This is a genomic window from Saccharopolyspora griseoalba, assembly GCF_042665275.1.
Lineage (GTDB): Bacteria > Actinomycetota > Actinomycetes > Mycobacteriales > Pseudonocardiaceae > Saccharopolyspora > Saccharopolyspora griseoalba.
The window spans coordinates 1-25,880 of the sequence record NZ_JBHTCJ010000007.1; the positions used below are offsets into that span (position 1 = coordinate 1).

24 protein-coding genes and 1 pseudogene are annotated in these 25,880 nt (G+C 71.8%); 16 read left to right on the plus strand and 9 right to left on the minus strand.

Annotated features, from left to right (window positions below):
- Positions 1-178: hypothetical protein (locus tag ACFQRI_RS14695; protein WP_380669359.1), on the minus strand; the 178-nt coding region annotated here is incomplete at its 3' end.
- Between the two features lie 516 nt (positions 179-694).
- On the opposite strand from ACFQRI_RS14695, the gene ACFQRI_RS14700 reads away from it, so the two are divergent.
- Entirely contained in the window at positions 695-1,630 is a 936-nt protein-coding gene (locus ACFQRI_RS14700; RefSeq protein WP_380668776.1) for a heme o synthase, read from the plus strand.
- Between the two features lie 104 nt (positions 1,631-1,734).
- On the opposite strand, the gene ACFQRI_RS14705 is transcribed toward ACFQRI_RS14700, so the two are convergent.
- Positions 1,735-2,703 carry a quinone oxidoreductase family protein gene (locus ACFQRI_RS14705; RefSeq protein ID WP_380668778.1) on the minus strand — a complete coding sequence of 323 codons (969 nt, stop codon included), beginning with the start codon at positions 2,701-2,703 and terminating at the stop codon, positions 1,735-1,737.
- A 143-nt stretch (positions 2,704-2,846) separates the two neighbouring features.
- On the opposite strand from ACFQRI_RS14705, the gene ACFQRI_RS14710 reads away from it, so the two are divergent.
- A complete protein-coding gene (locus ACFQRI_RS14710; protein WP_380668780.1) occupies positions 2,847-3,161 on the plus strand; it encodes a hypothetical protein in 315 nt (104 codons plus the stop codon).
- A 93-nt stretch (positions 3,162-3,254) separates the two neighbouring features.
- Positions 3,255-3,752, plus strand: a complete 498-nt coding sequence (locus ACFQRI_RS14715) for a GbsR/MarR family transcriptional regulator (RefSeq protein ID WP_380668782.1) — start codon at positions 3,255-3,257, stop codon at positions 3,750-3,752.
- Positions 3,753-3,971: 219 nt separating this feature from the next.
- Here ACFQRI_RS14715 and ACFQRI_RS14720 read toward each other — a convergent pair whose 3' ends face one another.
- The 5 genes from ACFQRI_RS14720 to mptB all read right to left on the minus strand — a co-directional run bounded on the left by ACFQRI_RS14720 (position 3,972) and on the right by mptB (position 9,310).
- Positions 3,972-4,928: a COX15/CtaA family protein gene (locus tag ACFQRI_RS14720; protein ID WP_380668784.1), complete on the minus strand. Its 957-nt coding sequence runs from the start codon at positions 4,926-4,928 to the stop codon at positions 3,972-3,974.
- Positions 4,929-4,988: 60 nt separating this feature from the next.
- Positions 4,989-5,834 (minus strand): SCO6745 family protein, encoded by an 846-nt coding sequence (locus ACFQRI_RS14725; RefSeq protein WP_380668786.1) that lies wholly within the window; start codon positions 5,832-5,834, stop codon positions 4,989-4,991.
- 163 nt (positions 5,835-5,997) lie between these two features.
- Positions 5,998-6,714 (minus strand): ABC transporter permease, encoded by a 717-nt coding sequence (locus ACFQRI_RS14730; RefSeq protein WP_380669361.1) that lies wholly within the window; start codon positions 6,712-6,714, stop codon positions 5,998-6,000.
- Positions 6,715-6,794: 80 nt separating this feature from the next.
- Positions 6,795-7,727 carry an ABC transporter ATP-binding protein gene (locus tag ACFQRI_RS14735; protein WP_380668788.1) on the minus strand — a complete coding sequence of 311 codons (933 nt, stop codon included), beginning with the start codon at positions 7,725-7,727 and terminating at the stop codon, positions 6,795-6,797.
- Between the two features lie 11 nt (positions 7,728-7,738).
- Positions 7,739-9,310 carry a polyprenol phosphomannose-dependent alpha 1,6 mannosyltransferase MptB gene (gene mptB, locus ACFQRI_RS14740; RefSeq protein ID WP_380668790.1) on the minus strand — a complete coding sequence of 524 codons (1,572 nt, stop codon included), beginning with the start codon at positions 9,308-9,310 and terminating at the stop codon, positions 7,739-7,741.
- A gap of 210 nt (positions 9,311-9,520) precedes the next feature.
- On the opposite strand from mptB, the pseudogene ACFQRI_RS14745 reads away from it, so the two are divergent.
- The 7 genes and pseudogenes from ACFQRI_RS14745 to ACFQRI_RS14775 all read left to right on the plus strand — a co-directional run bounded on the left by ACFQRI_RS14745 (position 9,521) and on the right by ACFQRI_RS14775 (position 16,027).
- Positions 9,521-10,338: pseudogene (locus ACFQRI_RS14745) on the plus strand (helix-turn-helix transcriptional regulator).
- Positions 10,335-11,789 carry a Fe-S cluster assembly protein SufB gene (gene sufB / locus ACFQRI_RS14750; RefSeq protein WP_380668792.1) on the plus strand — a complete coding sequence of 485 codons (1,455 nt, stop codon included), beginning with the start codon at positions 10,335-10,337 and terminating at the stop codon, positions 11,787-11,789. The pseudogene ACFQRI_RS14745 and the gene sufB overlap by 4 nt, the downstream one beginning before the upstream one ends.
- A 2-nt stretch (positions 11,790-11,791) precedes the next feature.
- Positions 11,792-12,970, plus strand: coding sequence for a Fe-S cluster assembly protein SufD (sufD, locus tag ACFQRI_RS14755; RefSeq protein ID WP_380668794.1), 1,179 nt, complete (start codon positions 11,792-11,794; stop codon positions 12,968-12,970).
- A gap of 60 nt (positions 12,971-13,030) precedes the next feature.
- On the plus strand, positions 13,031-13,804 hold the full coding sequence (gene sufC / locus ACFQRI_RS14760) for a Fe-S cluster assembly ATPase SufC (RefSeq protein WP_380668796.1): 774 nt from the start codon (positions 13,031-13,033) through the stop codon (positions 13,802-13,804).
- Positions 13,801-15,099 carry a cysteine desulfurase gene (locus ACFQRI_RS14765; RefSeq protein ID WP_380668798.1) on the plus strand — a complete coding sequence of 433 codons (1,299 nt, stop codon included), beginning with the start codon at positions 13,801-13,803 and terminating at the stop codon, positions 15,097-15,099. The genes sufC and ACFQRI_RS14765 overlap by 4 nt, the downstream gene beginning before the upstream one ends.
- Positions 15,100-15,123: 24 nt before the next feature.
- Positions 15,124-15,582, plus strand: coding sequence for a Fe-S cluster assembly sulfur transfer protein SufU (gene sufU, locus ACFQRI_RS14770; RefSeq protein ID WP_380668800.1), 459 nt, complete (start codon positions 15,124-15,126; stop codon positions 15,580-15,582).
- 40 nt (positions 15,583-15,622) lie between these two features.
- On the plus strand, positions 15,623-16,027 hold the full coding sequence (locus tag ACFQRI_RS14775; RefSeq protein WP_380668802.1) for a metal-sulfur cluster assembly factor: 405 nt from the start codon (positions 15,623-15,625) through the stop codon (positions 16,025-16,027).
- 79 nt (positions 16,028-16,106) lie between these two features.
- On the opposite strand, the gene ACFQRI_RS14780 is transcribed toward ACFQRI_RS14775, so the two are convergent.
- Together ACFQRI_RS14780 and ACFQRI_RS14785 are read right to left on the minus strand one after the other, a co-directional pair.
- The gene (locus ACFQRI_RS14780) at positions 16,107-17,912 is read right to left on the minus strand and encodes a GGDEF domain-containing protein (protein WP_380668804.1); all 1,806 of its coding nucleotides are present in this window, start codon (positions 17,910-17,912) and stop codon (positions 16,107-16,109) included.
- Positions 17,913-18,249: 337 nt separating this feature from the next.
- On the minus strand, positions 18,250-19,458 hold the full coding sequence (locus ACFQRI_RS14785) for a lycopene cyclase family protein (protein WP_380668806.1): 1,209 nt from the start codon (positions 19,456-19,458) through the stop codon (positions 18,250-18,252).
- A gap of 107 nt (positions 19,459-19,565) precedes the next feature.
- Here ACFQRI_RS14785 and ACFQRI_RS14790 point away from each other — a divergent pair, with 107 nt between their 5' ends.
- The 6 genes from ACFQRI_RS14790 to ACFQRI_RS14815 all read left to right on the plus strand — a co-directional run bounded on the left by ACFQRI_RS14790 (position 19,566) and on the right by ACFQRI_RS14815 (position 25,772).
- A complete protein-coding gene (locus ACFQRI_RS14790; protein WP_380668808.1) occupies positions 19,566-21,062 on the plus strand; it encodes a deoxyguanosinetriphosphate triphosphohydrolase family protein in 1,497 nt (498 codons plus the stop codon).
- 129 nt (positions 21,063-21,191) lie between these two features.
- Positions 21,192-21,893: an acVLRF1 family peptidyl-tRNA hydrolase gene (locus ACFQRI_RS14795; RefSeq protein WP_380669363.1), complete on the plus strand. Its 702-nt coding sequence runs from the start codon at positions 21,192-21,194 to the stop codon at positions 21,891-21,893.
- 149 nt (positions 21,894-22,042) lie between these two features.
- The gene (locus ACFQRI_RS14800; RefSeq protein ID WP_380668810.1) at positions 22,043-23,671 is read left to right on the plus strand and encodes an ABC-F family ATP-binding cassette domain-containing protein; all 1,629 of its coding nucleotides are present in this window, start codon (positions 22,043-22,045) and stop codon (positions 23,669-23,671) included.
- 281 nt (positions 23,672-23,952) lie between these two features.
- Positions 23,953-24,162, plus strand: a complete 210-nt coding sequence (locus ACFQRI_RS14805) for a helix-turn-helix domain-containing protein (protein WP_010310662.1) — start codon at positions 23,953-23,955, stop codon at positions 24,160-24,162.
- 37 nt (positions 24,163-24,199) lie between these two features.
- Positions 24,200-25,000 carry an enoyl-CoA hydratase/isomerase family protein gene (locus ACFQRI_RS14810; protein WP_380668812.1) on the plus strand — a complete coding sequence of 267 codons (801 nt, stop codon included), beginning with the start codon at positions 24,200-24,202 and terminating at the stop codon, positions 24,998-25,000.
- A gap of 142 nt (positions 25,001-25,142) precedes the next feature.
- Positions 25,143-25,772, plus strand: coding sequence for a TetR/AcrR family transcriptional regulator (locus tag ACFQRI_RS14815; protein WP_380668814.1), 630 nt, complete (start codon positions 25,143-25,145; stop codon positions 25,770-25,772).
- The last annotated feature ends 108 nt before the right edge of the window (positions 25,773-25,880 follow it).

The window sequence follows — 25,880 nt, forward strand, 5'->3', positions numbered from 1 at the left end:
AGAGCGCGTAGGCGGCCGGCGCCAGGCTCATCGCGGTGCCCGGGTGACCGCTGCCGCAGCGCTCCACCGCGTCGGCGGCCAGCACGCGGGCGGTGTCCACCGCACGCTGATCGAGCTCGGTCCAGTCTTCGGGCAGTCGCTTGGTGGTCAAGCGGGCAATGTCGTCGGTGACGGACACGGACGCAGCTCCAGTTTTCCTTCGGCGGTATTTCCCTCAACGCGGCGAACGGTCGCTGGACCGATTCGGGCGCTGTAATCCCTCGTCCGTCGGGCAGCCTAGCCGTTTGGCGATCTGGTACCCGGCGGCCCGTCTGAATTGGTGTTCCCCCACCCCGCAGGGGGCTCGTCGTCGCTGGTGAGCACGGGCCTCCGGCGCGCCGGGACGCACGAGTCGTGGGGATTCGGCGACTCGATGACCACCTCGTCTTCGCGCTGGTGAGCTGCCGGGTGACCGGCTGATCGCCGAACGGTTCCAGGATAGCTCCAAACGCGCGGTTATCACGGGTGCGCGGGTTGTCGCGGTCGCCACCCCCGGTGGTGGGAATGCGCTCGCGCGTTGGTGGTGGTGGCCACCCGCACGCGGCGATGTTCAGTAGCGCGGCTACTATTGAGGGTCGTTTGCGGCGCCGTTCCGCGAGCGCCGAAGCCGTGGTGCTAGTGCAGGGAGAGTCATGTCGCCGGTTGGTGCTGCATCGTGACCGCCACCGTCGACGCGCCCCGCGCGCGGTTCGCGCGAAAGCCCGCTGAGCTGCTGAAAGCCTATCTCGGGCTGGTCAAGCCGCGGGTCATCGAACTGCTGCTGGTGACCACCATCCCGGCGATGCTGCTGGCCGAGCGGGGCATCCCCTCGCCGGTGCTGGTGCTGGCGACCCTGCTCGGCGGCACGATGGCCGCGGGCAGCGCGAACGCGCTCAACTGCGTGGCCGACGCCGACATCGATCAGGTGATGAAACGCACGCGGGCGCGCCCGCTGGTGCGGCACACCGTGTCCAACCGGCACGCGCTGGTGTTCGGCATCGCGCTGGGCGCCGGGTCGTTCCTGGTGCTGTGGGTGAGCGCGAACCTGCTGGCGGCCGCGCTCGCGGTGGCCACGATCCTGTTCTACGTCTTCGTCTACACCCTGGTGCTCAAGCGCCGCACCGCGCAGAACATCGTCTGGGGCGGTGCCGCGGGCTGCATGCCGGTGGTGATCGGCTGGGCCGGGGTCACCGGCGGCATCGACTGGCCGGCGCTGGTGATGTTCGGCGTGGTGTTCTTCTGGACGCCGCCGCACACCTGGTCGCTGGCGATGAAGTACAAGGACGACTACGAGCGCGCCGGGGTGCCGATGCTGCCGGTGGTCGCCGAGCCGGCCGCGGTGTCCCGGCAGATCGTCGTGTTCACCTGGTTGATGGTGGTCTGGACGCTGCTGCTGGTGCCCGCCACCGGTTGGCTCTACGCCGTGTTCGCCGCGGCGACCGGGGCGTGGTTCCTGGTGCTGGCGCACCGGCTGCACGCCCAGGTCAAGCGGGGCGTGCCCGCCAAGCCGATGCGGCTGTTCCACCTGTCGAACACCTACCTGATGCTGGTGTTCGTGGCCCTGGCGGTCGACTCCGCGCTCGGCCTCCCGGTCCTCGGCTGGCCCTGGTAGGCCTGGCGCGGGGCGGTCCCCTCGTTCATCAGAAGTCCCCGGGCGCGACGTGGACCGTCAGCGCCCGGAGCCTTCTGATGAACGAGGAAAGTCCGGCCGCGGGATCAGGGGAGCAGCAGGAGCTTGCCGGTGGTCTTGCGGGCCTGGAGGTCCTCGTGCGCGGCGCGGGCCTCGGCCAGCGGGTAGGTCGCGCCGACGCGGATGCGCAGCGCGCCCGAGCCGATCCAGTCGAGCAGCTCGCCCGCGCGCCACTCCAGCTCCTGGCGGGTGAGGAGGTGGTCGCCGAGCTTCGGGCGGGTCAGGAACACCGATCCCGCCGAGTTCAGCGCCTGCGGGTCCACCGGCGGCACCGGGCCGCTGGCCGCGCCGAACAGCGCGAGCATCCCGCGCGTGCGCAGGCTGGCGAGGCTGGCCTCGAAGGTGGACCGGCCGACCCCGTCGTAGACGACGTCCACGCCTCGCCCGTCGGTGAGGTCGTCGACCTCGGCGGCCACGTCCCGCTCGGTGTAGCGGATGACCTCGTCGGCCCCGGCCTCGCGGGCCAGCGCCTCCTTCTCCGCGGTTGACACGGTGCCGATCACGTTGCCGCCGCGGTGCTTGATCAGCTGGGTCAGCAGCAGGCCCATGCCGCCGGCCGCGGCGTGCACCAGCGCGGTCTCGCCGGTGCGGATCGGGTAGGTCGAGCTGATCAGGTAGTGCGCGGTCAGGCCCTGCAGCATCGCGGCGGCCGCGGTGCGCTGGTCCACGCCGTCGGGCAGGGCGACCGCCGCGTCGGCCGGCACCAGCACCTTCTCGGCGTAGCTGCCGGGCGCGCCGGCCCAGGCCACCCGGTCGCCGACGGCGAAGTCCTCGACCCCGGTCCCGGCCGCGATGACCTCGCCCGCGCCTTCCGAGCCGGGGGTGAACGGGAGCTGCATCGAGTAGATGCCGCTGCGCTGGTAGGTGTCGATGAAGTTGACCCCGGCCGCGGCCACCTTGACCAGCAGTTGGCCCGCGCCGGGTTCGGGCGCCTCCAGCTCGGTGTGCTCGAGCACCTCGGGGCCGCCGTGGGCCGTCACCCGGATCGCGCGCATCGCTTCCTCCCGCATTCCGCTCGCCGCAAGACCGCCACCGATCTTCCTCGCACGCGCAAGTCCGTGCCAGCGGGCACGATCAAGATCGGTGGCGTTCGCAACGCCGGGTTCGCCGGCGGGTGGTCGCGCCTTAGGATGCCGGCATGACCGCACCGGACAAGGACACCGAGCAGACTCCCGCGCCCGCCTCGAAGGCGCTGGCGACGGCCAAGGCGTTCGTCGCCGACCACGGCGGGTCGGCCCGCGCGGTGGTGGAGAACATCGGCCGGATGGGTGCTCGCGTGGTGCTCGTCGGCGAGGACGGCCGGCTCGGCGACGTGATGGTGCCCGACGTGGCCACCGGCGAGGCGCTGGTGGCGGAGGTCGAGGGGCTGACCTCCAACGAGTGGGACGCCGAGACCACCGCGGCGCTCAAGATCGGTGCGGCGCACCGCAGGAAGATGGCCAATCCGCTCTGATCGGCGCCGACACGCCGCCGCACCGGCTGGTCGAAGCGTTCGCCGTGGTTTATCTTTTCAGCGAATGCTGAACTCGATCACCGTGGAGGCGGCGTGTCCGAGGAGTACCTGCAGCGCACCGAGCGGCCCGCCATGCAGGAGTGGATCGAGCAGATGGCGGCCCACTTCGAGGCCAGCGAGGGCATGCCGCTGATCGCGGGCCGCGTTCTGGCGTTCCTGCTGATCTGCGACCCGCCGGAGCGCACGGCGGCCGAGCTGTCCTACGCGCTGGCCGCGAGCACCGGTTCGATCAGCACCAACGTGCGGCTGCTGATGCGGCTCGGCGTGGTCTCCAAGACCACGCGCCAGGGGCGCGAGGCCGCTCTCTACAAGGTCGAGGAGGACCGCTGGCCCGCGCTCGTGCGCCAGCGCATGGAGCGCGTCACCGACCTGGAGGAGCTCACCGCCTCGGGCCTGCGCATGTTCAGCGGCCAGGGCGAGCGCGCCCGCCGCCTGCGCACCGTCCACGAGTTCTACAAGTGGTTGTCCGGCGAGATGCCCGAGCTCTGGCGCCGCTGGGAGCGCGAGGGCCGCCCCCAGCTCCGCTTCTGATGCGGCATCACCCGAGCGGTGGGCGCCAGCTCCCGCGGCCAGGTCGATGCCGGGGAGCGCCGCGGCGAGCTGACCGCATGGCGATGATCGAGGCCGAAGGCCCGCGCAAGACCTACCACGCCGCGACGTCCTGCGCCTCTTCGCCGAGCTCGAGGTGAACGACCGGGCGGCCGCCGTGGCCTGGGCTTACCAGCGGGCCCCTCGGGCGCTGAGGCGGGCTCAGGCCGCCAGCGACTGCTCCGGCCGGGAGGCGGGCGCGGGCAGCGGGCCGCGGTGGCGGGACTCGCCCCAGAGGGCCGCGGTGGTGATGATGACGCCGGTGGCGGCGGCGACGTGCAGGACGACCAGGGCCTCGGGGACGCCGAGGTAGTACTGGACCGAACCGATGGCGCCCTGCACCAGCACCATCGCGCAGGCGGCGCCGTAGGCCTTGAGCAGGGACCTCGTCGGCCGGGCGCTGCGCAGCCAGACGCCGAAGACCGCGAGGATGAGCACGTAGGCCATCACCAGCATGCCGTGCACCTGCACCAGCGTCGGCACCGGGAAGCCCAGGCGCGGGGTGGCCGGGTCACCGGCGTGCGGGCCGGCGGCGGTGACCAGGGTGCCCGCGACCAGCGTCGCGGCGGTCACCACCACCAGCGCGACCAGCAGGCGCCGCATCGCGGGCGGCACCACGCCGACCGGCGCGCGGTCGCCCTCGGCGGTGGCCTTGACCAGGATTCCGGCCAGGTAGATCAGCACGGCCGAGGCCATGAAGTGCACCATCACGCTCCACCAGGCCAGGTCGACCCGGACCGTGATGCCGCCCAGGACCGCCTGCACGACCACGCCCACCGGCATGATCAGCGCCAGCCGCACCAGCCGCTTGCGGTGCGGCAGGCAGCGCCAGGCCGCCAGCAGGCAGGCCAGCGCGATGAAGCCGACGACCCCGGTCAGCAGCCGGTTGCCGAACTCGATCACCTGGTGCAGCGGGGCGATCTCGGCGTGCGACACGGGCACCATGCTGCCCGGGAAGCACTGCGGCCAGGTGGGGCAGCCCAGGCCGGAGCCGGTGACCCGCACCGTCGCTCCGGTCACCGCGATCAACGACTGCGTCACCAGCACCGCCACGGCCAGCGCGCGCACGACGCGCGGGGACGGGCGGGAGATCCAATTCGGAAGCGGCACGCAACGCATGGTATTCCGCTCGTCGGATCAACCCGCCCGCAGGTGCGCAATATGTGGTCCGGCTATCGATCACGCGAACAGGTCGGAGGGCACCGCGCCGGCCTTGTACAGCGCCTTGCTGACCGCCCCGCCACCGGAGATGAGCTCCTGCAGCTGCTCCTGGTCCAGCCGCTGCCACGGGGCCACCGACATCGCGTCGGTGGCGACCTCGACCTCCTCGCGCAGCTTCTCGCCCTCCTCGGTGATGTGGTCGTCGGCGTCGACCAGGTCCCGCTCGCGCAGCTGGTCGGCCGCCTGCGACCACTGCTGGTCGGACCACTCGCGCAGCAGCCGCGCCGCTTCGGGCTTGAACCCGCCGGGCAGCGTGCTGTGCAGCACCAGGGATTGGATGCCGGAGATGCCGGCGTGCTGCAGCGCGGCGATGTGCGCGTCGCCGCGGAACTCGCGCAGCAGGGTGACCGCGTGCCAGAGCCGCAGGTGCGGTGGCTCGGGCCAGGCGAGGTCGGCGTGCGCGGCGTAGAGCGGCTTGCCCTCGGGGGTGCAGCCCTCGGCGGCCTCGCGGGCCAGGTCGGCCGCGCGGGCGATGTCGGGCGAGCTGGCGATCTCGTCGCCGAGCATCCGCCGCAGCGCGGCGTCGGCCGCGTCCAGGCGGGCGTCGAGGACCCGCGAGGGCGAGGCGATCTCCCAGGCGGCCGGGATGTGCTCGGCCACCGACTCGGGGTTGAAGTTGTAGAAGGTCGCCGCCACCACGCCGGGGCCGACCGGGCCCATCGCGGCCGAGCGGCTCGCGTAGTAGCCCATCCGGCCCTTCTTCAGGCCCAGTGCGGTGTAGCGCTCCTCGCCCTCCGGGGCGAAGTAGATCATCGCGTGGATCAGTTCCAGAGCGGCCTTGGCGTGCCGCGCGATCTTGGTCATACCCGCAACCATAGGGGAGCGGACGCGAGTCGCTTTCGCGTTGGGGGTGGCCTTTTTCATCAGAAGTCCCCTGCGCGCGGCGTTGAGCGGCTTCCGGGGTCGGACTATTGATGAAGAAGGGCCCGGAGCGCTCAGGGGCGTTCGACGGGAGAAGGCGCAGAGCTCACGTCAGGCGGGTGGTCTTCAGGGCGGCCGCTCCGCAGGCGGCGAACCAGCCGAGCAGGACCAGCACCGGGGTGAGCCCCGGCAGCGCGCCGCGGGTGAGCGTGGCGTCGAGGACCTCGGCCAGCGCGCCGGAGGGCAGGAAGCCCGCCAGGGTGCCCAGCGGACCGGGCAGATCGGCGGCCGGCAGCGCGAGGCCACCGGCCAGCAGCAGCACGAACCAGATCGCGTTGGCCACCGCCAGCACGATCTCGGCGCGCATCGACCCCCCGACCAGCACGCCCGCCGCGCCGAAGGCGAGCGTGCCCAGCACCAGCATCAGCAGCGCGGGCGCGATCCCCACCGCCGAGGGCGTCCAGCCCAGCACCAGCGCGGTGACGCCGAGCACCACGGCCTGCAGCGCGACCACGACGAGCGTGGCCAGCACCCGGCCGGAGATCAGCGTCCAGCGGGGCAGCGCGGTGGCCGACAGCCGCTTGAGCACCCCGTAGCGGCGGTCGAAGCCCAGCGCGATCGCCTGCCCGGTGAAGGCCGTGGACATCACCGCCAGCGCCATGATCCGCGGGAACACCGAGTCCACCCTGGGCTCGGGCAGCTCGCCGATGTGCAGCTCGCTGAGCCCGATCAGCAGGGCGAGCGGGATGATCAGGGTCAGCAGGGCCTGCTCTCCGTGCCGGATGATCAGCAGCGCCTCGATGCGGGTCTGGGCGGCCAGCATCCGCCCGGCGCGCCCCCGGCCGGGACGCGGGGCGAAGGTGCCCTCCTGGAACCGGAGGCCGGTGCCGTTGCTTTCCGCGCTCACGATCGAAGCTCCCGTCCGGTCAGGTCCAGGAAGACGTCCTCCAGGCTGCGGCGGGTCACGCGCAGCTCTTGGGCCAGCACGCCGTGCTGCGCGCACCAGGCGGTGACCGTCGAGATGACCTGCGGGTTGATCTCCCCGCGCACCGCGTAGTCGCCGGGCCGCAGCTCCTCGGCCGAGTAGCCCTCGGGCAGCGCGGCCAGCAGCAGCTCCAGGTCCAGGCCGACCTGGGAGCGGAACCGCAGCTCCTGCTTGCCGTCGGCCGGTGCGGTGAGCTCCTCCGCGGTGCCGTCGGCCACCGCGCGACCGCGGTCGATGATGACCACCCGGTCGGCCAGCGCCTCGGCCTCGTCCATCAGGTGCGTGGTCAGCAGCACCGTCACCCCGTCGCGGCGCAGCGCCGAGATCAGGTCCCAGACCATGCGGCGGGCTTGCGGGTCGAGCCCAGCGGTCGGCTCGTCGAGGAAGACCAGCTCCGGGCGGCCGACCAGCGCGCAGCCCAGCGACAGCCGCTGCTGCTGCCCGCCCGACAGGCGCTTGTAGGAGGTGCGTCGCACGCCTTCGAGACCGAGGACCTCCAGCAACCAGGCGGGGTCCAGCGGGTCGGCCGCGCAGGTGGCGACCAGGTCCAGCATCTCCTCGGCGCGCACGCCCGGGTAGGCGCCGCCGCCCTGCGGCATCACGCCGATCCGCGGGCGCAGGCGCTCCCCCTGCGCGCGCGGGTCCAGGCCGAGCACGCGGACCTCGCCGCGGTCGGGGCGCTGGAAGCCCTCGCAGATCTCCACCGTCGTGGTCTTGCCCGCGCCGTTGGGGCCCAGCAGGGCCAGCACGCTGCCGTGCGGCACGCGCAGGTCCAGCCCGGCGACCGCGGTGGTGTCCCCGAAGCGCTTCTCCAGCCCGCGCAGCAGGACGGCCGGACTCTCGTAGCTCACGACCTCACACTTTATTGCGTTGCCGGACGCGCCAGGCCGAGGGATGGCATCCGGCCCCTGACCAGCAGCAGCGCGATGACGAACGCGACGATGGCGGCGATCACCGCCAGCGGGATCTGATACGCGCGGAGCACGAACCCGGCACCGGTGGGCGGGATGACCAGCGAGGAGGCGGCGCAGATCAGCATCGCGGTGGTGCGGAACCGCCCGTTGTTGGTCGACAGCGCCAGCGGCACCACCGACCACAGCAGGTACCAGGGCCACAGCACGGGCACCGCCAGCGCCAGGGTCAGGAAGGTGACGCCCATCGCGGCCAGCGGGTGCATCCGGCCGCGGAAGGACACCCACAGCATCCACAGGCACACCGCGGCCACGATCAGGTAGCCGATCACCTTGGTGATCGACAGCATCGCGTCGATCGTGTTGCCCAGGCCCAGCAGCGTGGACAGCCCGCCGCCGGCCATGCCGAAGGCGGTCAGCGGGGCCATCGCGGTCTTGACCCGGTTGGGCACGTCGAAGGTGTCGATCCAGCCCAGGCCCCAGCCGCTGCCCACGGTGATCACCGTCATGGTCGCCAGGAACACGGCCAGCAGCAGCGCGCCGGTGCGGAACAGGTCTCGCCACCGCCCGCCGCGGGCCAGCGCCACGCAGATGCCGAAGAAGCCCAGCGCCACCCAGCCCGGCGGTTTGATCGCCCCGGCGACGGTGAGCAGCATGCCGGTGACCAGGGTTCCGGTGGTGTTGACGTGGCGCAGGCCCAGCTCGATGGCGGGCAGCATGATGCCGACCATCAGCGCCTCGTTGTGCATCCCGCTGACCACGTGGAAGAGCACGATCGGGTTGGCCACGCCGAGCCACAGCGCGGCGCTGGGGTGCACGCCGCAGCGCCGCGCCAGCTTCGGGATCGCCCAGATCGCCGCGGCCAGCGCGCAGAGCATGATCGCGCGCCAGACCAGCACGCCGAAGACCACGTTGTCGCCGATCAGGCGGGAGACCAGCTGGCCGAACATGAGGAACAGCGGCCCGTAGGGCGAGGGCGTGTCCCGCCAGATGTTGGGCACGTTGCTGGTGAACGGGTGGTCCACGCCGAGCGCGACGGCGGGGGAGACCAGGTAGGGGTCGAAGCCGCGCGCGGCCACCTCGCTCTGCGCGAGGTAGCTGTACATGTCGGTGGAGAACAGCGGCGGGCACAGCGCCAGCGGGATGGCCCACATGGCCAGGGTCCGGGCCAGGTCGCGCGGGTCGAGCATCCGCTCGCGCCCGGGCAGGCACAGCCGCCCCATCCACAGCCAGGCGGCCACCAGCATCAGCATGCCCAGCCAGCAGGCGGCCATGGCGACGGTGGGCATCCGGGTGAGCAGACCGAGCAGCCGGGTGCCGGACAGCGGGTTGATCACCGGGTTGGCGCCGGCGCCGAACGCGCCCGCGGCCAGGATCAGCGACCCGGTGGTGCCGAACCGGCGCAGCGCGGTCAGCTGCCGCTGCTCGTGCGCCGCCAGCGGCTCGGGTTCGGTCCCGCGGCCGGGGGAGGGTTCGTCTCGCGGGGTCACCGTCTCGGGATCCGCCTCATCAGCTGCCGCCACGATGACTCAGCGTATATCCGGCGCTGGGCTCGGCTCGCCCGGTGGTGCGCCCCGCCCGGCGCGACCTCCCGCTCGGAGGGCGCTGCGGCGCTCGGCGGGGCCGCGGATCCCACCCCTGGTGGCCGGTCGGAGGTATCGATCGGGGTGAGTCAGATCACGTGGGCGCCCCGCATGCTGGTGTGTGCCGAGGAAATAGGTAACATTCGTGTTGTGAAAAAGGTCGGGGCGTCCAAGCCGACCGCAGCCGGAACCGAGGGTGGCCCTGCGGGCCAGCCCGGCACGGCTGCGCAAGGCGACGGCCGGACCCGTCACACGGTTGCGCGGTTGCTGCTGGAACGGGGGCCGATCACCGCTGCTGCGGTGGCCGAAGAGCTCGGGGTCAGCCCCACCGCGGTCCGCCGGCACCTGGACGTGCTGGTGGCCGAGGGTGAGGCCTTCACCCGGGAGTCCTCGCCGCGGGGCCGTCGCGGACGTGGCCGACCCGCCAAGCTCTACCTCCTCACGGAGGTGGGCCGGGCGAGGTTCGGGCACGCCTACGACGACCTGGCGGTGGCGGCGCTGCGGTTCATCGCCGAACACGAAGGGGAACAGGCGGTTCGCGAGTTCGCCGAACGGCGGATGGCCAATCTCGTGGCCACCCACCGCCAGGCGCTGGCTTCCGCCGGTAGCCCGGCCGAGCGCGCGGAGGTCCTGGCCGACGCGCTCACCCGGGAGGGCTACGCTGCCTCGGCGCGCAGCGTCGGAAGCGGCGAGCAGCTCTGCCAGCACCACTGCCCGGTGGCGCACGTGGCTGCGGACTTCCCGCAGCTGTGCGAAGCCGAGACGGCGGCGTTCGCCGAGGTCCTCGGCACCCACGTGCAGCGGCTGGCCACCATCGCGAACGGTGATGCGGCCTGCACCACGCACGTACCAACCGCGCGGTTGACGGATCCGGACGCGAGTCCGGACCCCGAATAGACCTCTGCCGGCCCGGTCCCGAAGGGCTGGCAGACACCGCCCCGATTCCTGATGGAGGGGAGTCCGTATGACTGCCGCTGCCGAGCAGCGCACACCCACCACGTCCGATGGTCAGCTCAGCCAGGAAGAGACCCTGGCGACCCTGGGCAACTACGAGTACGGATGGGCCGACCCGGACGTCGCCGGTGCCAGCGCCAAGCGGGGCCTCGACGAGCACGTCGTCGAGGAGATCTCCGCCAAGAAGGACGAGCCCGAGTGGATGCTCGAGACTCGTCGCAAGGCGCTGGGCCTGTTCGACCGCAAGCCCATGCCGAACTGGGGCGCGGACCTGTCGGGCATCGACTTCGACAACATCAAGTACTTCGTGCGCTCCACCGAGGAGCAGGCCCAGACCTGGGACGACCTGCCCGAGGACATCAAGAACACCTACGACAAGCTGGGCATCCCGGAAGCGGAGAAGCAGCGGCTGGTCGCGGGTGTCGCCGCGCAGTACGAGTCCGAGGTCGTCTACCACCAGATCCGCGAGGACCTGGAGTCCCAGGGCGTGCTGTTCCTGGACACCGACACGGCGCTGCGCGAGCACCCGGAGATCTTCAAGGAGTACTTCGGCTCGGTCATCCCGGCCGGTGACAACAAGTTCTCCGCGCTGAACACCGCGGTGTGGTCGGGTGGCTCCTTCATCTACGTGCCGCCGGGCGTGCACGTCGACATCCCGCTGCAGGCCTACTTCCGGATCAACACCGAGAACATGGGCCAGTTCGAGCGGACCCTGATCATCGTCGACGAGGGTGCCTACGTGCACTACGTCGAGGGCTGCACCGCCCCGATCTACTCCTCGGACTCGCTGCACTCGGCCGTGGTGGAGATCGTCGTGAAGAAGGGCGGCCGCTGCCGCTACACGACCATCCAGAACTGGTCGAACAACGTCTACAACCTGGTCACCAAGCGGGCCAAGGCCGAAGAGGGCGCGACCATGGAGTGGGTCGACGGCAACCTCGGCTCCAAGGTGACCATGAAGTACCCGTCGGTGTTCCTGATGGGCGAGCACGCCAAGGGCGAGGTCCTGTCGGTGGCGTTCGCGGGCGAGGGCCAGCACCAGGACGCGGGCGCCAAGATGGAGCACATGGCGCCGCACACCTCCTCGACGATCGTGTCGAAGTCGATCGCCAGGGGCGGTGGCCGCACCTCCTACCGCGGTCTGGTCAAGGTCGCCAAGCGCGCCAACCACGCCTCGTCGAACGTCAAGTGCGACGCGCTGCTGGTCGACACGATCAGCCGCTCGGACACGTACCCGTACGTCGACATCCGCGTCGACGACGTGACCATGGGTCACGAGGCCACGGTCTCCAAGGTCAGCGATGACCAGCTGTTCTACCTGATGCAGCGCGGTCTGACCGAGGACGAGGCGATGGCCATGATCGTTCGCGGCTTCGTCGAGCCCATCGCGCGCGAGCTGCCGATGGAGTACGCGCTGGAACTCAACCGACTGATCGAGCTGCAGATGGAAGGGGCCGTCGGCTAAAGATGAGCACCACGAAGACCGACGCCCAGCACGGCCTCGGCGAGCACTCGCACGGCGGTCCCGTCGTGCCGCAGGCCTCCCGCGGGGAGCGCTTCACCTCCTACGACGTCGAGGCCTTCGAGGTCCCCGGCGGTCGCGAGGAGGACTGGCGGTTCACCCCGACCAAGCGGCTCAAGGGCCTGCACGACGGCACCGCCACCGCCACCGGCAACCTCAAGATCGAGGTCGCCGGTGACGCGGGGGTGGAGACCGTCGGCCGCGACGACGAGCGCATCGGCCAGGGCGGCATCCCGGCCGACCGGGTGGCCGCCCAGGCCTGGAGCTCGTTCACCGAGGCCACGATCGTGACGGTGCCCAAGGAGACCAAGCCGGAGGGGCCGATCACCGTCACGGTGAACGGCCCCGGCGAGGGCCAGGTGACCTACGGCCACCTGCAGGTGCGCGCCGAGCAGTTCGCCGAGGCCGTGGTCGTCGTCGACTACCGCGGCTCCGGCGTGGTCGGCGACAACGTCGAGTTCGTCGTCGCCGACGGCGCGCAGCTCAAGGTCGTGTCCATCCACGACTGGGCCGACGACGCCACGCAGGTCAGCTCGGAGCACGCCACCCTCGGCCGCGACTCGGTGTTCCGCCACTTCGCCGTCACCCTCGGCGGTGACCTGGTGCGCGTGAACACCACGGTCAACTACGCGGACAAGGGCGGCGACGCCGAGCTGCTCGGCCTCTACTTCGCCGACGCCGGCCAGCACCTGGAGCACCGGATGCTGGTGGACCACAGCGTGTCCAACTGCCGCAGCAACGTCCTCTACAAGGGCGCGCTGCAGGGCGATTCGGCGCACACCGTGTGGATCGGCGACGTGCTGATCCAGGCCGCGGCCGAGGCCACCGACACCTACGAGCTCAACCGCAACCTGGTGCTGACCGAGGGTGCGCGGGCCGACTCGGTGCCCAACCTGGAGATCGAGACCGGCGAGATCGAGGGCGCGGGCCACGCCAGCGCCACCGGTCGGTTCGACGACGAGCAGCTGTTCTACCTGCAGGCCCGGGGCATCCCGGAGGACCAGGCCCGCCGCCTGGTCGTGCGGGGCTTCTTCGGGGAGCTGCTGCAGAAGATCGACGTGCCCGAGGTCCGCGAGCGGCTCGAGGCCGAGATCGAGGAAGAGCTCGCCGTCGTGGGCGCGTGACTGCCGCACCCCCGCTGACTCCCAACTTTCGGTACCACCACACCAGGAGAATGTGAAGAAATGGCCACCCTGGAGATCAAGGACCTGCACGGCTCGGTCCTCACCGAGGAAGGCGCCAAGCCGATCCTCAAGGGCGTCAACCTGACCATCGACACCGGTCAGATCCACGCCATCATGGGCCCCAACGGCTCCGGCAAGTCGACCCTGGCCTACGCGCTGGCCGGTCACCCGAAGTACCAGATCGACTCGGGTTCGGTGCTGCTCGACGGCGAGGACGTCCTCGAGATGACCGTCGACGAGCGCGCCCGCGCGGGCCTGTTCCTCGCGATGCAGTACCCCGTCGAGGTCCCGGGCGTGTCGATGTCGAACTTCCTGCGCACCGCGGCCACCGCGGTCCGCGGCGAGGCCCCGCAGATCCGGCACTGGGTCAAGGAGGTCAAGCAGGCGATGTCCGACCTGGACATCGACCCGACCTTCTCCGAGCGCAGCGTCAACGAGGGCTTCTCCGGCGGTGAGAAGAAGCGCCACGAGATCCTGCAGCTGGACCTGCTGGACCCGAAGTTCGCCGTGCTCGACGAGACCGATTCCGGTCTGGACGTCGACGCGCTGCGCGTCGTCTCCGACGGCGTCAACAAGTTCAAGGCCAAGGGTGACAAGGGCGTCCTGCTGATCACGCACTACACCCGGATCCTCAAGCACATCACCCCGGACCGGGTGCACGTGTTCTCCGACGGCAAGGTCGTCGAGTCCGGCGGCGCCGAGCTCGCCGACGAGCTCGAGGCCAGCGGTTACGTGCGCTTCACCGGCAAGAAGGAGGCGGCCGCCCAGTCATGACCGAACAGCCTCCTCGCACCACTGGTGCGAGCACCCCACTGGACGTGGCGACGATCCGCGCGGACTTCCCGATCCTGGGACGCACCATCCGCGACGGCAAGCGCCTGGTCTACCTCGACTCCGGGGCGACCTCGCAGCGGCCGCGCCAGGTGCTCGACGCGGAGCGTTCCTTCCTGGAGACCTCCAACGCCGCGGTGCACCGCGGCGCGCACCAGATGGCCGAGGAGGCCACGGACGCCTACGAAGGTGCGCGAGAACGCATCGCCAACTTCGTCGGCGTCGGTTTCGACGAGGTGGTGTTCACCAAGAACGCCACCGAGGGCGTGAACCTCGTCGCCTACGCGATGAGCAACTCGGCCACGGCCGGGGCGGAGGCCGAGCGCTTCCGCCTCGGCCCCGGCGACGAGGTCGTGGTGACCGAGATGGAGCACCACGCCAACCTCGTGCCGTGGCAGCAGCTCTGCGAGCGCACCGGTGCCACGCTGCGCTGGTTCGGCGTCACCGACGAGGGCAGGCTGGACCTGTCCGACGTCGAGTCGGTGATCACCGACCGGGCCAGGGTCGTGGCCTTCACCCACCAGTCCAACGTGCTGGGCACGGTCAACCCGCACGAGGCGATCGTGGCCCGGGCCAAGGCGGTGGGCGCGCTGACCGTGCTCGACGCCTGCCAGTCGGTGCCGCACGCGCCGGTGGACTTCGGGGCCATGGGCGTGGACTTCGCGGTGTTCTCCGGGCACAAGATGCTCGGACCGTCCGGCGTCGGCGTGCTCTGCGGCCGCCGCGAGCTGCTGGAGGCGATGCCTCCGTTCATCACCGGTGGCTCGATGATCGAGCTGGTGCACATGGAGCGCTCCACGTTCGCCCCGCCGCCGCAGCGGTTCGAGGCGGGCGTGCCGATGACCTCGCAGGTCGTCGGGCTGGGCGCCGCCGTGGACTACCTCAACGCGCTGGGCATGGACCGGGTCGCCGAGCACGAGCGGCAGCTGACCGAGACCGCGCTGCGCGAGCTCGGCGCCGTCGAGGGCGTGCGGATCATCGGACCCACAAGCACCGACCACCGGGGCGGTGCGGTGTCCTTCGTCATCGACGGCGTGCACCCGCACGACGCCGGCCAGGTGCTCGACGACCAGGGCGTGGAGATCCGGGTGGGGCACCACTGCGCGTGGCCGCTGCACCGCCGGATGGGAATTCCCGCGACCGTGCGCGCGTCGTTCTACCTGTACAACGAACTGGACGAGGTCAAGGCGTTGGTGGACGCGGTGCGCGAGGCGCAGCGCTTCTTCGGCGTGGATTGATCTTCGACTGCCGAGGATTGCTTCATGCAGCTTGAACAGATGTACCAGGAGATCATCCTGGACCACTACCGCAACCCGCACAACCACGGGCTGCGGGAGCCGTTCGACGCGGAATCCTTCCAGGTCAACCCGACCTGCGGCGACGAGGTGACGCTGCGGGTCCACTTGACCGGCAGCGATGAGAACGCCACCGTCTCCGACGTCTCCTACTCCGGGCAGGGCTGCTCGATCAGCCAGGCCGCCGTTTCGGTGCTGACCGACCTCGTGGTCGGTCGGCCGCTGAAGGAGGCGATGGAGACCGAGGCCGCGTTCAGCGAGCTGATGCACGGCCGGGGCAAGGTGGAACCCGACGAGGACGTGCTCGCCGACGGCATCGCCTTCGCCGGCGTGGCGAAGTACCCGATGCGGGTGAAGTGCGCCCTGCTGGGCTGGATGGCCTTCAAGGACGCGGTCTCCCGCGTGGTGGCCGTGCCGCAGAACTGAGTACCGCCGACCGCCACGAACGGACTTCTTAGGAGGCACCATGAGCGACGAGACGCAGGTGGCCGAGGACGTGGAGCGCTCCGCCGAGGCGCTGCCCGAGCAGGCCGCGCCGAGCGCCGAGCTCGCCAAGGTCGAGGACGTCGAGGAAGGCATGCGCGACGTCGTCGACCCGGAGCTGGGCATCAACGTCGTGGACCTCGGCCTGGTCTACGACATCCGCGTGGAGCAGGACAACTCCGCGACCGTGGACATGACCCTGACCTCGCCGGCGTGCCCGCTGACCGACGTCATCGAGGACCAGGCGCGCTCCGCCCTCACCGGCGGGCCGTCGGGCGGCATCGTCAGCGACTTCCGGATCAACTGGGTCTGGATGCCGCCGTGGGGACCGGAGAAGATCACCGAGGAAGGCCGCGAGCAGCTGCGCGCCCTCGGCTTCACGGTCTGAACCCGGCGAGGAACTCCTCCTGGAAGGCCCGTCGCGCACCGCGCGGCGGGCCTTCTCGCGCGCAGGGGGCGCCCGCGGCTCAGTGCCGGGGCATGCCCTCCGGGTCCTGGGTGGGGAAGCCGTCGGCGGGGGGCGGGGGAGACTGGGCCAGGTTCGGGTAGCTCGGGCGCGGCACCGGGGGAGCGTCCTGCTGCTGACCGCGCAGCACCTCGATGCGCTCGGATCCCGGGCGCGACATCACCCAGCTGGAACCGGTCAGCGACTTGGCGAACTTCTTCAGCGGCGCGAGCTTGCGCGAGGCCTCGTCGTAGTCGGCGACCGTCGCCGTGGTGCACACCAGCGTCGCCAGCGACAGGCTGATGTCCACTCCGCCCGCGCTGCGGTCCGGGGCGAGGATCGTCTCGGCCAGCGTGACCAGGTCGTCGAGGTCGGCCACCAGCAGGAAGTCGTCGCCGCCGACGTGGCCGACCTGCACCGAGCTCAGCGAGGCGGCGGCGTCGGTGAGGCTGCGGCCGATGGCGCGGATGAGGTCGTCGCCGGCGGAGAACCCGGCGGTGTCGTTGACCGTCTTGAACCCGTCGATGTCCAGCCAGCTCACCGCGAAGATCTCGCCGGACGCGGTGCGGCGGGCGACGTCGCGGGCGATCGCGTCGCTGCCCGGCAGGCGGGTCAGCGGGTTGAGCGCGGCGGCCTCCTCGACCTTCATGTCGGCCATCCCGCGGATGAGGTCGCCGGCGCGCACCGCGCCGAGGCAGCGGCCCGCCTCGTCGACCACGATCGCGTCGTCGTACATCCGGTACTGGTCGGAGCGGGTGACCAGGGCCAGCGCCTCCATCGCGGTGGTGGCGGTGTTGACCACGCGCGGTTCGTCGGCCAGCCGCGAGGCCGGGCGCTTGGCGTGCAGCGCGTGCCCGTAGGGCCCGGTGACGGCGAGCAGGAAGCGGTTGCGGTCGATGGTCCACTGCGGCCGGTTGTGCTCGTCGACCAGCACCACGCCGCTGACCTCGGGGTGGTCGGCGAGCACGCCGCGCACCTTGTCCGCGGTGGCGTCGGTGGACAGCACGGTGGCGGGGGAGAGGAACTCGGTCACCCGGGGGCCGCTGGCCACGGTGTTGATCGACGGCGCCTGCGGGTCGGTGACCTCGGCGGCGACCCCGGGCACGGTGATGGCCTGCGGCGGACGCCGGTTGGCCGGGGCCAGCAGGTTGCCCTGCACCAGGCGCACGCCGTTGCGGCGCAGCGCGGTGAGCTGGCGGTCGTTCTCCACGCCCTCGGCGACCAGCTGGCTGTCGGTGGCCTCGCACAGGTGCCGCACCGACTCGACCACGGCCATCCGGGAGGGCTCGTCGGGCAGGCCCTGCACGATCGCGCGGTCGAGCTTGACCATGGCAGGTCCGGTGTCGGCGATCAGCGTCAGCGGCACGTCGCCCTGCCCGACGCCGTCCAGGGCGATCTGGAAGCCGTCGGAGCGGATCTTCTCGATGCCCTCCAGCAGCTGGTCGGTGTCCAGCCGGGCGAACGGCGTGCCGATCTCGAGGGTGATCTCCTGCTCGCGGCGGCCCACCTCGTGCAGCGTCTCGCGCAACCGGTCGAGCCGTTCGCGGTCGTGCACGACGGTGCCGCCGAAGATGTTGAGGTGCAGCGGCAGCAGCGACTCGTGCTCGGCGGTCGCCCGCAGCGCCCGCGCGGCCAGCTCGACGTCGAGCTCGGTGAGCCTGCGGCGCTTGGCAGCTTCGCGGAAGAGGTCTTGGACGTGCGCGCTCGCCGGCCGGGCCAGCGCCTCGACGGCCACGATGGCTCCGGTCTTGATGTTGATCAAGGGCTGGAACGCGAAGCGGACTTCGTCGACCAGCGCGCGCACGGAGTCGCCCCTAGCTCGACTCATGCGACCCCATTGATCTTTTCACGATCCGTTCACCGACATTCCTGCTCCTCCGGCTCGGTGGAGCGTCGCCATTGCCCACCGACCAACCTAGCGTGTTTGACCAGTGACTAACATCAGTCGACCGCCCGTTTTGTGGCCCTCGCCACGCCAGAGGGAGTCCGTTCCATCACGCTGAGTGCGCGCTGGGCAGAGCCTATCGGCTCGTCCGCTGCACGCTGTGTGAACGTTCGGGGAATTCGTCGCGGCAAATCGATGATGTGATTTACGTCGTGATCGCGCTGGCGAAAACGGCCGACATTCCGCCGGTCCCATTCGGCGAATCCGTAACGAAGATCGGCTATTCGACCTCGCCGCCCAGCCCGTGCCTGGCAGGCGGGTGCCCGAAGGTCATCCCGCCGAGCACCAGGCCGCGCCGGATCCGCCAGCCGACCCGGCTGAACAGCGCGGTCATCGCCCGCGCCGTGCCCGCCGGGGTTCCCTCGCCGGTGAGGAACTCGGCGCGCTGGGCCTCGGGCGTGCGGAAGAACGCCTCGAAGAACTCGGGCACCGCCGAGGGCGGCAGCGCCAGCATGGCCCGCAGCGCGCGCTGGCGCAGCACGTGGGTGGTCACCGCCTCCGGCGGCCACAGCACGGCCCAGGCCGCGCGCGCGGCCACCGCGGGCCCGGTGGGCAGCCCGCCCGCCAGCGCCGCGGCCAGCCAGGGCGCGCGGTGCAGCGAGCGCGCCACGCTGAACCCGCTGGCCGGGTGCACGAACCCGGCGGTCGCGCCGAAGGGCACCACCCGGCCGGGGCGGGGCAGCGGGTCGTCGACCGGGAAGCGCACCCGCTCCTCGTCGAGGCGCTGCTCCACGTCGATCCCGGCGGCGGTCAGCCGCCCGGAGAGCCTGCGGCGCAGCAGCGCCATCGGCAGCGCGGGCCGCCGGGCCAGCGAGGTCTCCTCCAGCAGCACCCGGTCGGCGTCGAGGTGCACCGCGTAGAGGAACGTCGGCCAGCCGCCCGAGGTGCGCGGCGCCGGGCTCCAGTCCATGAACACGCCCTCGTCCGGGCCGCAGAGCGCCTCGGCGGAGCGCGCGTCGAAGACCCAGCCCACGGCGGTCTGCTGGGCCGAGGGGTGCGCGGGCCTGCCGCCGGAGAGCGCGCGGGCCGCACCGGTGGCGTCCACGACCGCACCGGCGGCCAGCCGCCTGCCGTCCTTGAGCACCACGGTCGACCCGGTGGGGCCGTGCTCGGCGGCCACCGCCCGGCCGCTGACCTCGGTGATCCCGGCGCGCCACAGGTGCTTCCACAGCGCGGTGTTGTCCAGCACCGCGTACGGGCGCGCCCAGGTCCGCTCCGAGGTGCCGCGCAGCCGGACCCGCTCCATCACCGCGGCCGTGCAGCGCTCGGCGATCGCCGGCGGGAGCTCGTCGACCCAGGCGCCGAGGGTGCTGGCCCAGCCGCGCTGCGGGGCCGGATCGACCAGGGTCACGGCCAGTCCGGCATCGTTGCAGGCCGCGGCAGCGGCCCGTCCCGCCGGACCGCTGCCGACCACCACGACATCCGCCACGCGTTCATCAGATCACGTCCGGTCCCGGAACCGGAGCTCGGGCGGCCGCTCCCGCGGCGCGCGGGCGCGCGGGAGCCGGGGGAGCGGCAGGCATTAACGTGGCGGGTATGCAGCAGCGAGCAGCACGTCGCAGCGATCAGACCGGCCGGTCGATGCCGGGCGACCTCGCCACCAGCCCGTTCCGCGCGGACCGGGACCGGATCGCCGCGTCGGCGTTCTTCGCTCGACTGGGCGGGGTCACCCAGGTCGTCAGCCCGTCCGGTTCGGGACTGCTGCTGCACAACCGGCTCACCCACAGCCTCAAGGTCGCGCAGGTGGCCCGCTCCATCGCGGAGCGGCTGCTGGCCGACCCGGAGGACCGCGCCAAGCTGGAACGCCTCGGCGGCTGCGACCTCGACGTGGTGGAGGCCGCCGCGCTCGGCCACGACCTCGGGCATCCGCCGTTCGGGCACCTCGGCGAGAGCGTGCTCGACCGCATCGCCCGGCAGCGCTTCGGGCTGCCCGACGGCTTCGAGGGCAACGCGCAGACCTACCGGGTGGTCACCCGCATCGACGTGCGCGGGCTGGACGCCGAGGGACTGGACCTGACCGCGGCGACGCGCGCTGCGCTGCTGAAGTACCCGTGGACCCGGCACTCGCCGGTGCCGCGGCGGGCCGCCGAGCTGCCCCGCGGCGCCTCCGAGCCGGAGGACGCGCCGGGCATCGGGGCGGCGAAGTTCTCCTGCTACAGCACCGAGCTCGACGACATGCGGGACGCGCGCGCCCCGTTCGACGCCCTGCTGCCCGGCTGGCAGCAGAGCGTCGAGGCCTCGATCATGGACACGGCCGACGACATCGCCTACGCGATCCACGACCTGGAGGACTTCCACCGGGTCGGCATCCTGCAGTACACGACGGTCTCGCACGAGCTCACCGAGTGGCTCGGGCACGCCGTGGAGTTCGCCGCGCTCGACGAGGTCCCGGACCGCCCGGGCGCCTCGCTGGAGCGGCTGCGCCGCCGCCTGCACGACAAGGACGCCTGGATCGCCTCCGACGAGGCGTTCCTGGACGCGGTCAAGAAGGTGCGCACCGACCTGGTCGCCAACCTGCTGGAGGTGCCCTTCGACCGCTCCAAGCGCGCCGAGCAGGCCGTCTCGCGCTTCTCGGTGGACTGGACGCGGCGGCTGGTCGAGGGCATCCAGGTCAGCGAGAAGGTCGAACCGCGCTCCGGGCAGGTCGCGCTGGCCCGCGAGCAGTGGCACGAGGTGCAGGTGCTCAAGTTCGTGCACCGCCGCTTCGTGCTGCAGCGCCCGGACATGGCCCTGCAGCAGCGCGGGCAGGACCGGCTGATCAGCAACCTGGTCGCGGCCCTCGACGAGTGGTTGGTCGACGCCAGCGAGCTCGCCCCGCACCGGCTGCGCGACCTCCACGAGCTGGCCACCGCCGAGTTCGAGGAGCTGCGCAACGACCACTTCGACCTGCTGCCGGGGGCGAGCATGGAGAAGATGGCCCGCGGCCGCGCGGTGATCGACTTCGTCGCCTCGCTCACCGACGACCAGGCGATCTCCCTGCTGGACTCGCTGTCGGGCAGAACCACCCAGCCCTACACCGCCCTGGTCCTCTGACCGCGGAGGAGGAGCCGGGGCGCTCGTCGGCGGGGGCGCGCCCGCAGCGGACCCGTACTTTCGATGAAGAAGCGCACCTGCCCCGCGCCCGCGGAGCAGGTCGATCGCAGCAGCACCGGGAGGACAGCAGTGGCCAAGGCGCGGCAGTTGCCCGGAGGTGGCCGGGCCGTCGAGGTCGCCCCGCGCCGGGTGAGCGGCTGGTTCGAGCGCTTCGCCGAGTCCCACGGCGGGGCCGAGCGCACCGAGCTGAACCCGCGGCAGGTGCGGGTGCTCGCCGCCGATGGCGCTCTGGCCGAGGTCGCGGTGCCCTTCGGCGAGCTCCCGCCGCCGCACGGGACGCGGGAGGGCCTCGCGGTGGCCTCGCTGGTCGAGCACCTGCGGACCTCCCGCCGGATCGGGCTGGTGCTGGTGCGGTTGGGGGCGCACAGCGTCGGCATCGCCCGCGACGGCGCGGTCGAGCGCTCCAGCACCGACCGGCACCTGGTGCACGGGCGCAACAAGGCCGGCGGCTGGTCCCAGCAGCGCTTCGCGCGCCGCCGCGAGGGTCAGGCGCAGCGCTCGCTGGACTCCGCGGCCGACGCCGTGGCCAAGACCCTCCTGCCGGAGGCCGACGACCTCGACGCCGTCGTCCTCGGCGGTGACAAGAAGGCGCTGCGAGCGCTGCGCGAGGACTCCCGGCTGACCGGGCTGCTGGACGCCGCCGAGCCGCGGGTGCTCGACGTCCCCGAGCCGCGGCGGGCCGTGCTCGACGACGCCGCGCAGCGCGCCATCGCCGTCGAGATCGCGATCTACGACCCCGGCACCGCGAAACCGCTCGACAACGGCCGGTAGACTCGGAGCGTGGTCAGCAAGCGATTCGTGGTGCGGTTCCCCCGCGCTACCCCGCGCGTTCCCTAGCCGCGCCCCTCCACGCCCACCCGGCAGGCGTCCGGTGGGCGCGTTCTTGCCATGCCTGGCCACCTGACTTCCGGAGCATTCCTTTGATCTCTGCCACCGGCCTCGAGCTGCGCGCCGGCTCCCGCATCCTGCTCGACGACGCCACCCTGCGCGTCCAGCCCGGCGACCGGATCGGCCTGGTCGGCCGCAACGGCGCGGGCAAGACCACCACGCTGCGGGTGCTGGCGGGCGAGGGCGAACCGCACGGCGGCGAGGTCGCCCGCAGCGGTGAGCTCGGCTACCTGCCGCAGGACCCGCGCGAGGGCGACCTGTCGATCGCGGCCAAGGACCGGGTGCTCTCGGCTCGCGGCCTCGACCAGATCATGCGCGACATGGAGAAGGCGCAGACCGAGATGGCCGAGCTCGTCGACGACCGGGCGCGGGACAAGGCCATCGCCCGCTACGGCCGCCTGGAGGAGCGCTTCGCCGCCCGCGGCGGCTACGCGGCCGAGAGCGAGGCCGGGCGCATCTGCGGCAACCTCGGCCTGCCCGACCGGATCCTCAACCAGCCGCTGCGCACGCTCTCCGGTGGTCAGCGCCGCCGCGTGGAGCTGGCCCGCATCCTGTTCGCCGCCTCCGAGGCGGGCCCGGGCGGTCGCTCGGCGACCACGCTGCTGCTCGACGAGCCCACCAACCACCTCGACGCCGACTCGATCGCCTGGCTGCGCGACTTCCTGAAGAACCACGACGGCGGCCTGGTGGTCATCAGCCACGACGTGGACCTGCTGGCCGCGGTGGTCAACAAGGTGTGGTTCCTCGACGCCGTCCGCGGCGAGGCCGACGTCTACAACATGGACTGGGGCCGCTACCAGGACGCCCGCGCCGCCGACGAGAAGCGGCGCCGCCGCGAGCGCGCCAACGCCGAGAAGAAGGCCTCCACGCTGATGGCGCAGGCCGACAAGATGCGCGCCAAGGCGACCAAGGCCGTGGCCGCGCAGAACATGGCCAAGCGCGCCGAGAAGCTGCTGGCCGAGTCCGAGGGCGAGCAGGCCCAGGACAAGGTCGCCAAGATCCGCTTCCCGGAGCCCGCGACCTGCGGCAAGACACCGCTGACCGCCGACGGGCTGAGCAAGTCCTACGGCTCGCTGGAGATCTTCACCGGGGTGGACCTGGCCATCGACCGCGGCTCCAAGGTCGTGGTGCTCGGACTCAACGGCGCGGGCAAGACCACCCTGCTGCGGTTGCTGGGCGGCCAGGAGACGCCGGACTCCGGGACGGTGGAAGCGGGGTACGGCCTGCGCATCGGCTACTTCGCGCAGGAGCACGAGACGCTCGACCACGACGCCACGGTCTGGGAGAACGTGCGCAGCGCGGCACCCGACACCCCCGAGCAGCAGCTGCGCAACCTGCTGGGCACCTTCCTGTTCCAGGGCGAGCAGCTGCAGCAGCCCGCGGGCACGCTCTCCGGTGGTGAGAAGACCCGGCTGGCGCTGGCCGGACTGGTCTCCAGCCAGGCCAACGTGCTGCTGCTGGACGAGCCGACCAACAACCTCGACCCGGCCAGCCGCGAGCAGGTCCTCGACGCGCTGCGCAGCTTCACCGGCGCGGTCGTGCTGGTCACCCACGACCCGGGCGCGGTCGAGGCGCTGGAGCCGGAGCGGGTCATCCTGCTCCCCGACGGCACCGAGGACCACTGGTCCGAGGAGTACCTGGAGCTCGTGCAGCTGGCCTGAGGCCGGCCTCGCCCGCCCGCGCTGCGTGGCGGGGGTTCCTCGCACTCGTACCCGAGCGGTGGCATGCGTGCCGTAATGGTCCGGCTGGACCAACGCGCCGTGCGCGCGCTGTGGTCACTACTGCGGATGGATTAGTGCGTTCCGGTGATCGCCGGGCGTCTACCTCGACCTTCGGCCGATCTTTTTTCGATGATCGTCTGGCGTTCGGGCCTTTCCTGTTCGATCATTGCGCTGACAGGGGTCGCGAGGCCCGACCTGCTCGGAGGGAAGGCGGGGACACCGTGGCTGAGCTGAAGAAAGGCGCGCGCATCACCGGAAGTGCGCGCGACAAGCTTGCCAGCGATTTGCGTAAGAAGTACGAGAAGGGGGCTAGCATCCGCGCACTCGCGGAAGCGACCGGACGGTCCTACGGCTTCGTGCACCGAGTCCTGAGCGAATCAGGCGTGCAGCTGCGCGGCCGCGGGGGCGCGACCCGGTCCAAGAAGAAGTGAGTCCGGCGGCCACCGGCCGCCTCACCTGGAGGTCCGCTTGGCGGAGTCGATAGTGGACGCCGACCTGCTGGATCGGGGCGGTGTGGGGCTCACGATCCACGGGCGGCGCGCCACGGTCACGTTGGACCGCCCGGACCAACTCAACGCGCAGACACCGCACACCTGGCAGGCGTTGCGGGAGATCGGCCGGTCCCTGGGAGCGGAGATCCGGGTCGTCGTGCTGCGCGGTGCCGGTCGAGCCTTCTCGGCCGGTTTGGACCGGCGGTTGTTCGGATTAGCCGATGTGGATGGGGCGCCGGGCCTGGCGGACCTGGCCCGGCGCCCCACCGAACAGGCCGATGCCGACATCGCCGGTTTCCAGCAGGGCTTCAACTGGTTGCGCGAGCCCGAACGGGTCACCATCGCGGCCGTGCACGGGCACGCGATCGGCGCCGGGTTCCAGCTCGCGCTGGCCTGCGACCTGCGCGTGGCGGCGACCGACGCCCGGTTCCGGATGGCCGAGACCGGGCTGGGACTGGTGCCCGACCTCGGCGGCACGCTGCCGCTGGTGCGCGCCGCGGGGTACTCGCGCGCGGTCGACATCTGCCTGACCGGGCGCGAGGTCTGGGCGGACGAGGCCCTGGAGCTGGGACTGGTCAACCGGGTCGTCTCGCCCGAGTCGCTGGACTCGGCGGTCGACGACCTGGCCGAAGCGGTCTGCGCACCCCCGGTGGGCGCGGTGCGCGAGACGCTGTCGCTGCTGAGCATGGCCGACGAGGCGGTGGAACCCGAGCAGCAGCTGGCCGCCGAGCGCGCGGCGCAGCTGCGCCGGATCGCCGAGATCGCCGAGGATTATTAGCCGTTCGCGAGGAGCACCCGCGCGCTGCCGGCGCGCGGGTTCTTTCGCGCGAAAGGGCGCCCCCGCATCCCGGGTCGATCGCACCACCGGTGTGGTGGTGGCGATAGTGTGTTGATCACGCGGACCGAGATCGAGGGGATGCATGACGCAGCAGCGAGGGAACCGTCGGGAGTTGCTCGCCGAGGCCGCCATCGAGGTGCTGGCGAAGGAGGGTGGCCGCGGGCTGACCCACCGCGCGATCGATCGCGCGGCGCGGGTCCCGGAGGGCACCACGAAGAACTACTACCCGAACCGCAGCGCGCTGTTCGAAGCGATCGCGCACTACCTCGCCGAACGGCACACCGCCGCGCTCGAGGAGCTCTGCGACCAGATCCCGGAGGACCTGCGCCCCGAGGAGGTCACGGCGCTCTACGCCGCGATGCTGCGGCGCATGTCCGGCAGCGCGCAGACCCAGTTCCTGGCGCTGTTCGAGCTGCACCTGGAGGGCGTGCGCAATCCCGAGGTCCGCAAGATGCTCGGCGAGATCAGCCGGGCCAACGTCGACACCGCGGTGCGGTTGCACTCGGCGGTGGGCAGGCGGATCAGCGTGCGCGGGGCCGGGCTGCTCGACGCGGGCATGCTCGGGGTGGCGCTGGCGACGCTGAGCCTGCCCGATGACCTGGTCGGCGAGCTGGGCTTCGGCGACCCCGAGGCGACGTCCCGCGCGTTATTGACCCTCGCCCGCGCGCGGGGCGAGTCGAGCCTGGAGGTGCTGCGCGATTCGGCGAGCTGAGCGCCGGGGCGGCCCGCGCCGCGGTGCGCAGGGGCGTTCCCGGCCGAGGGGAACCGGTGCTCGCCGGGTCCGTCCCGCGAGCTCCGCAGCGCCTCCTACCTACGTCGG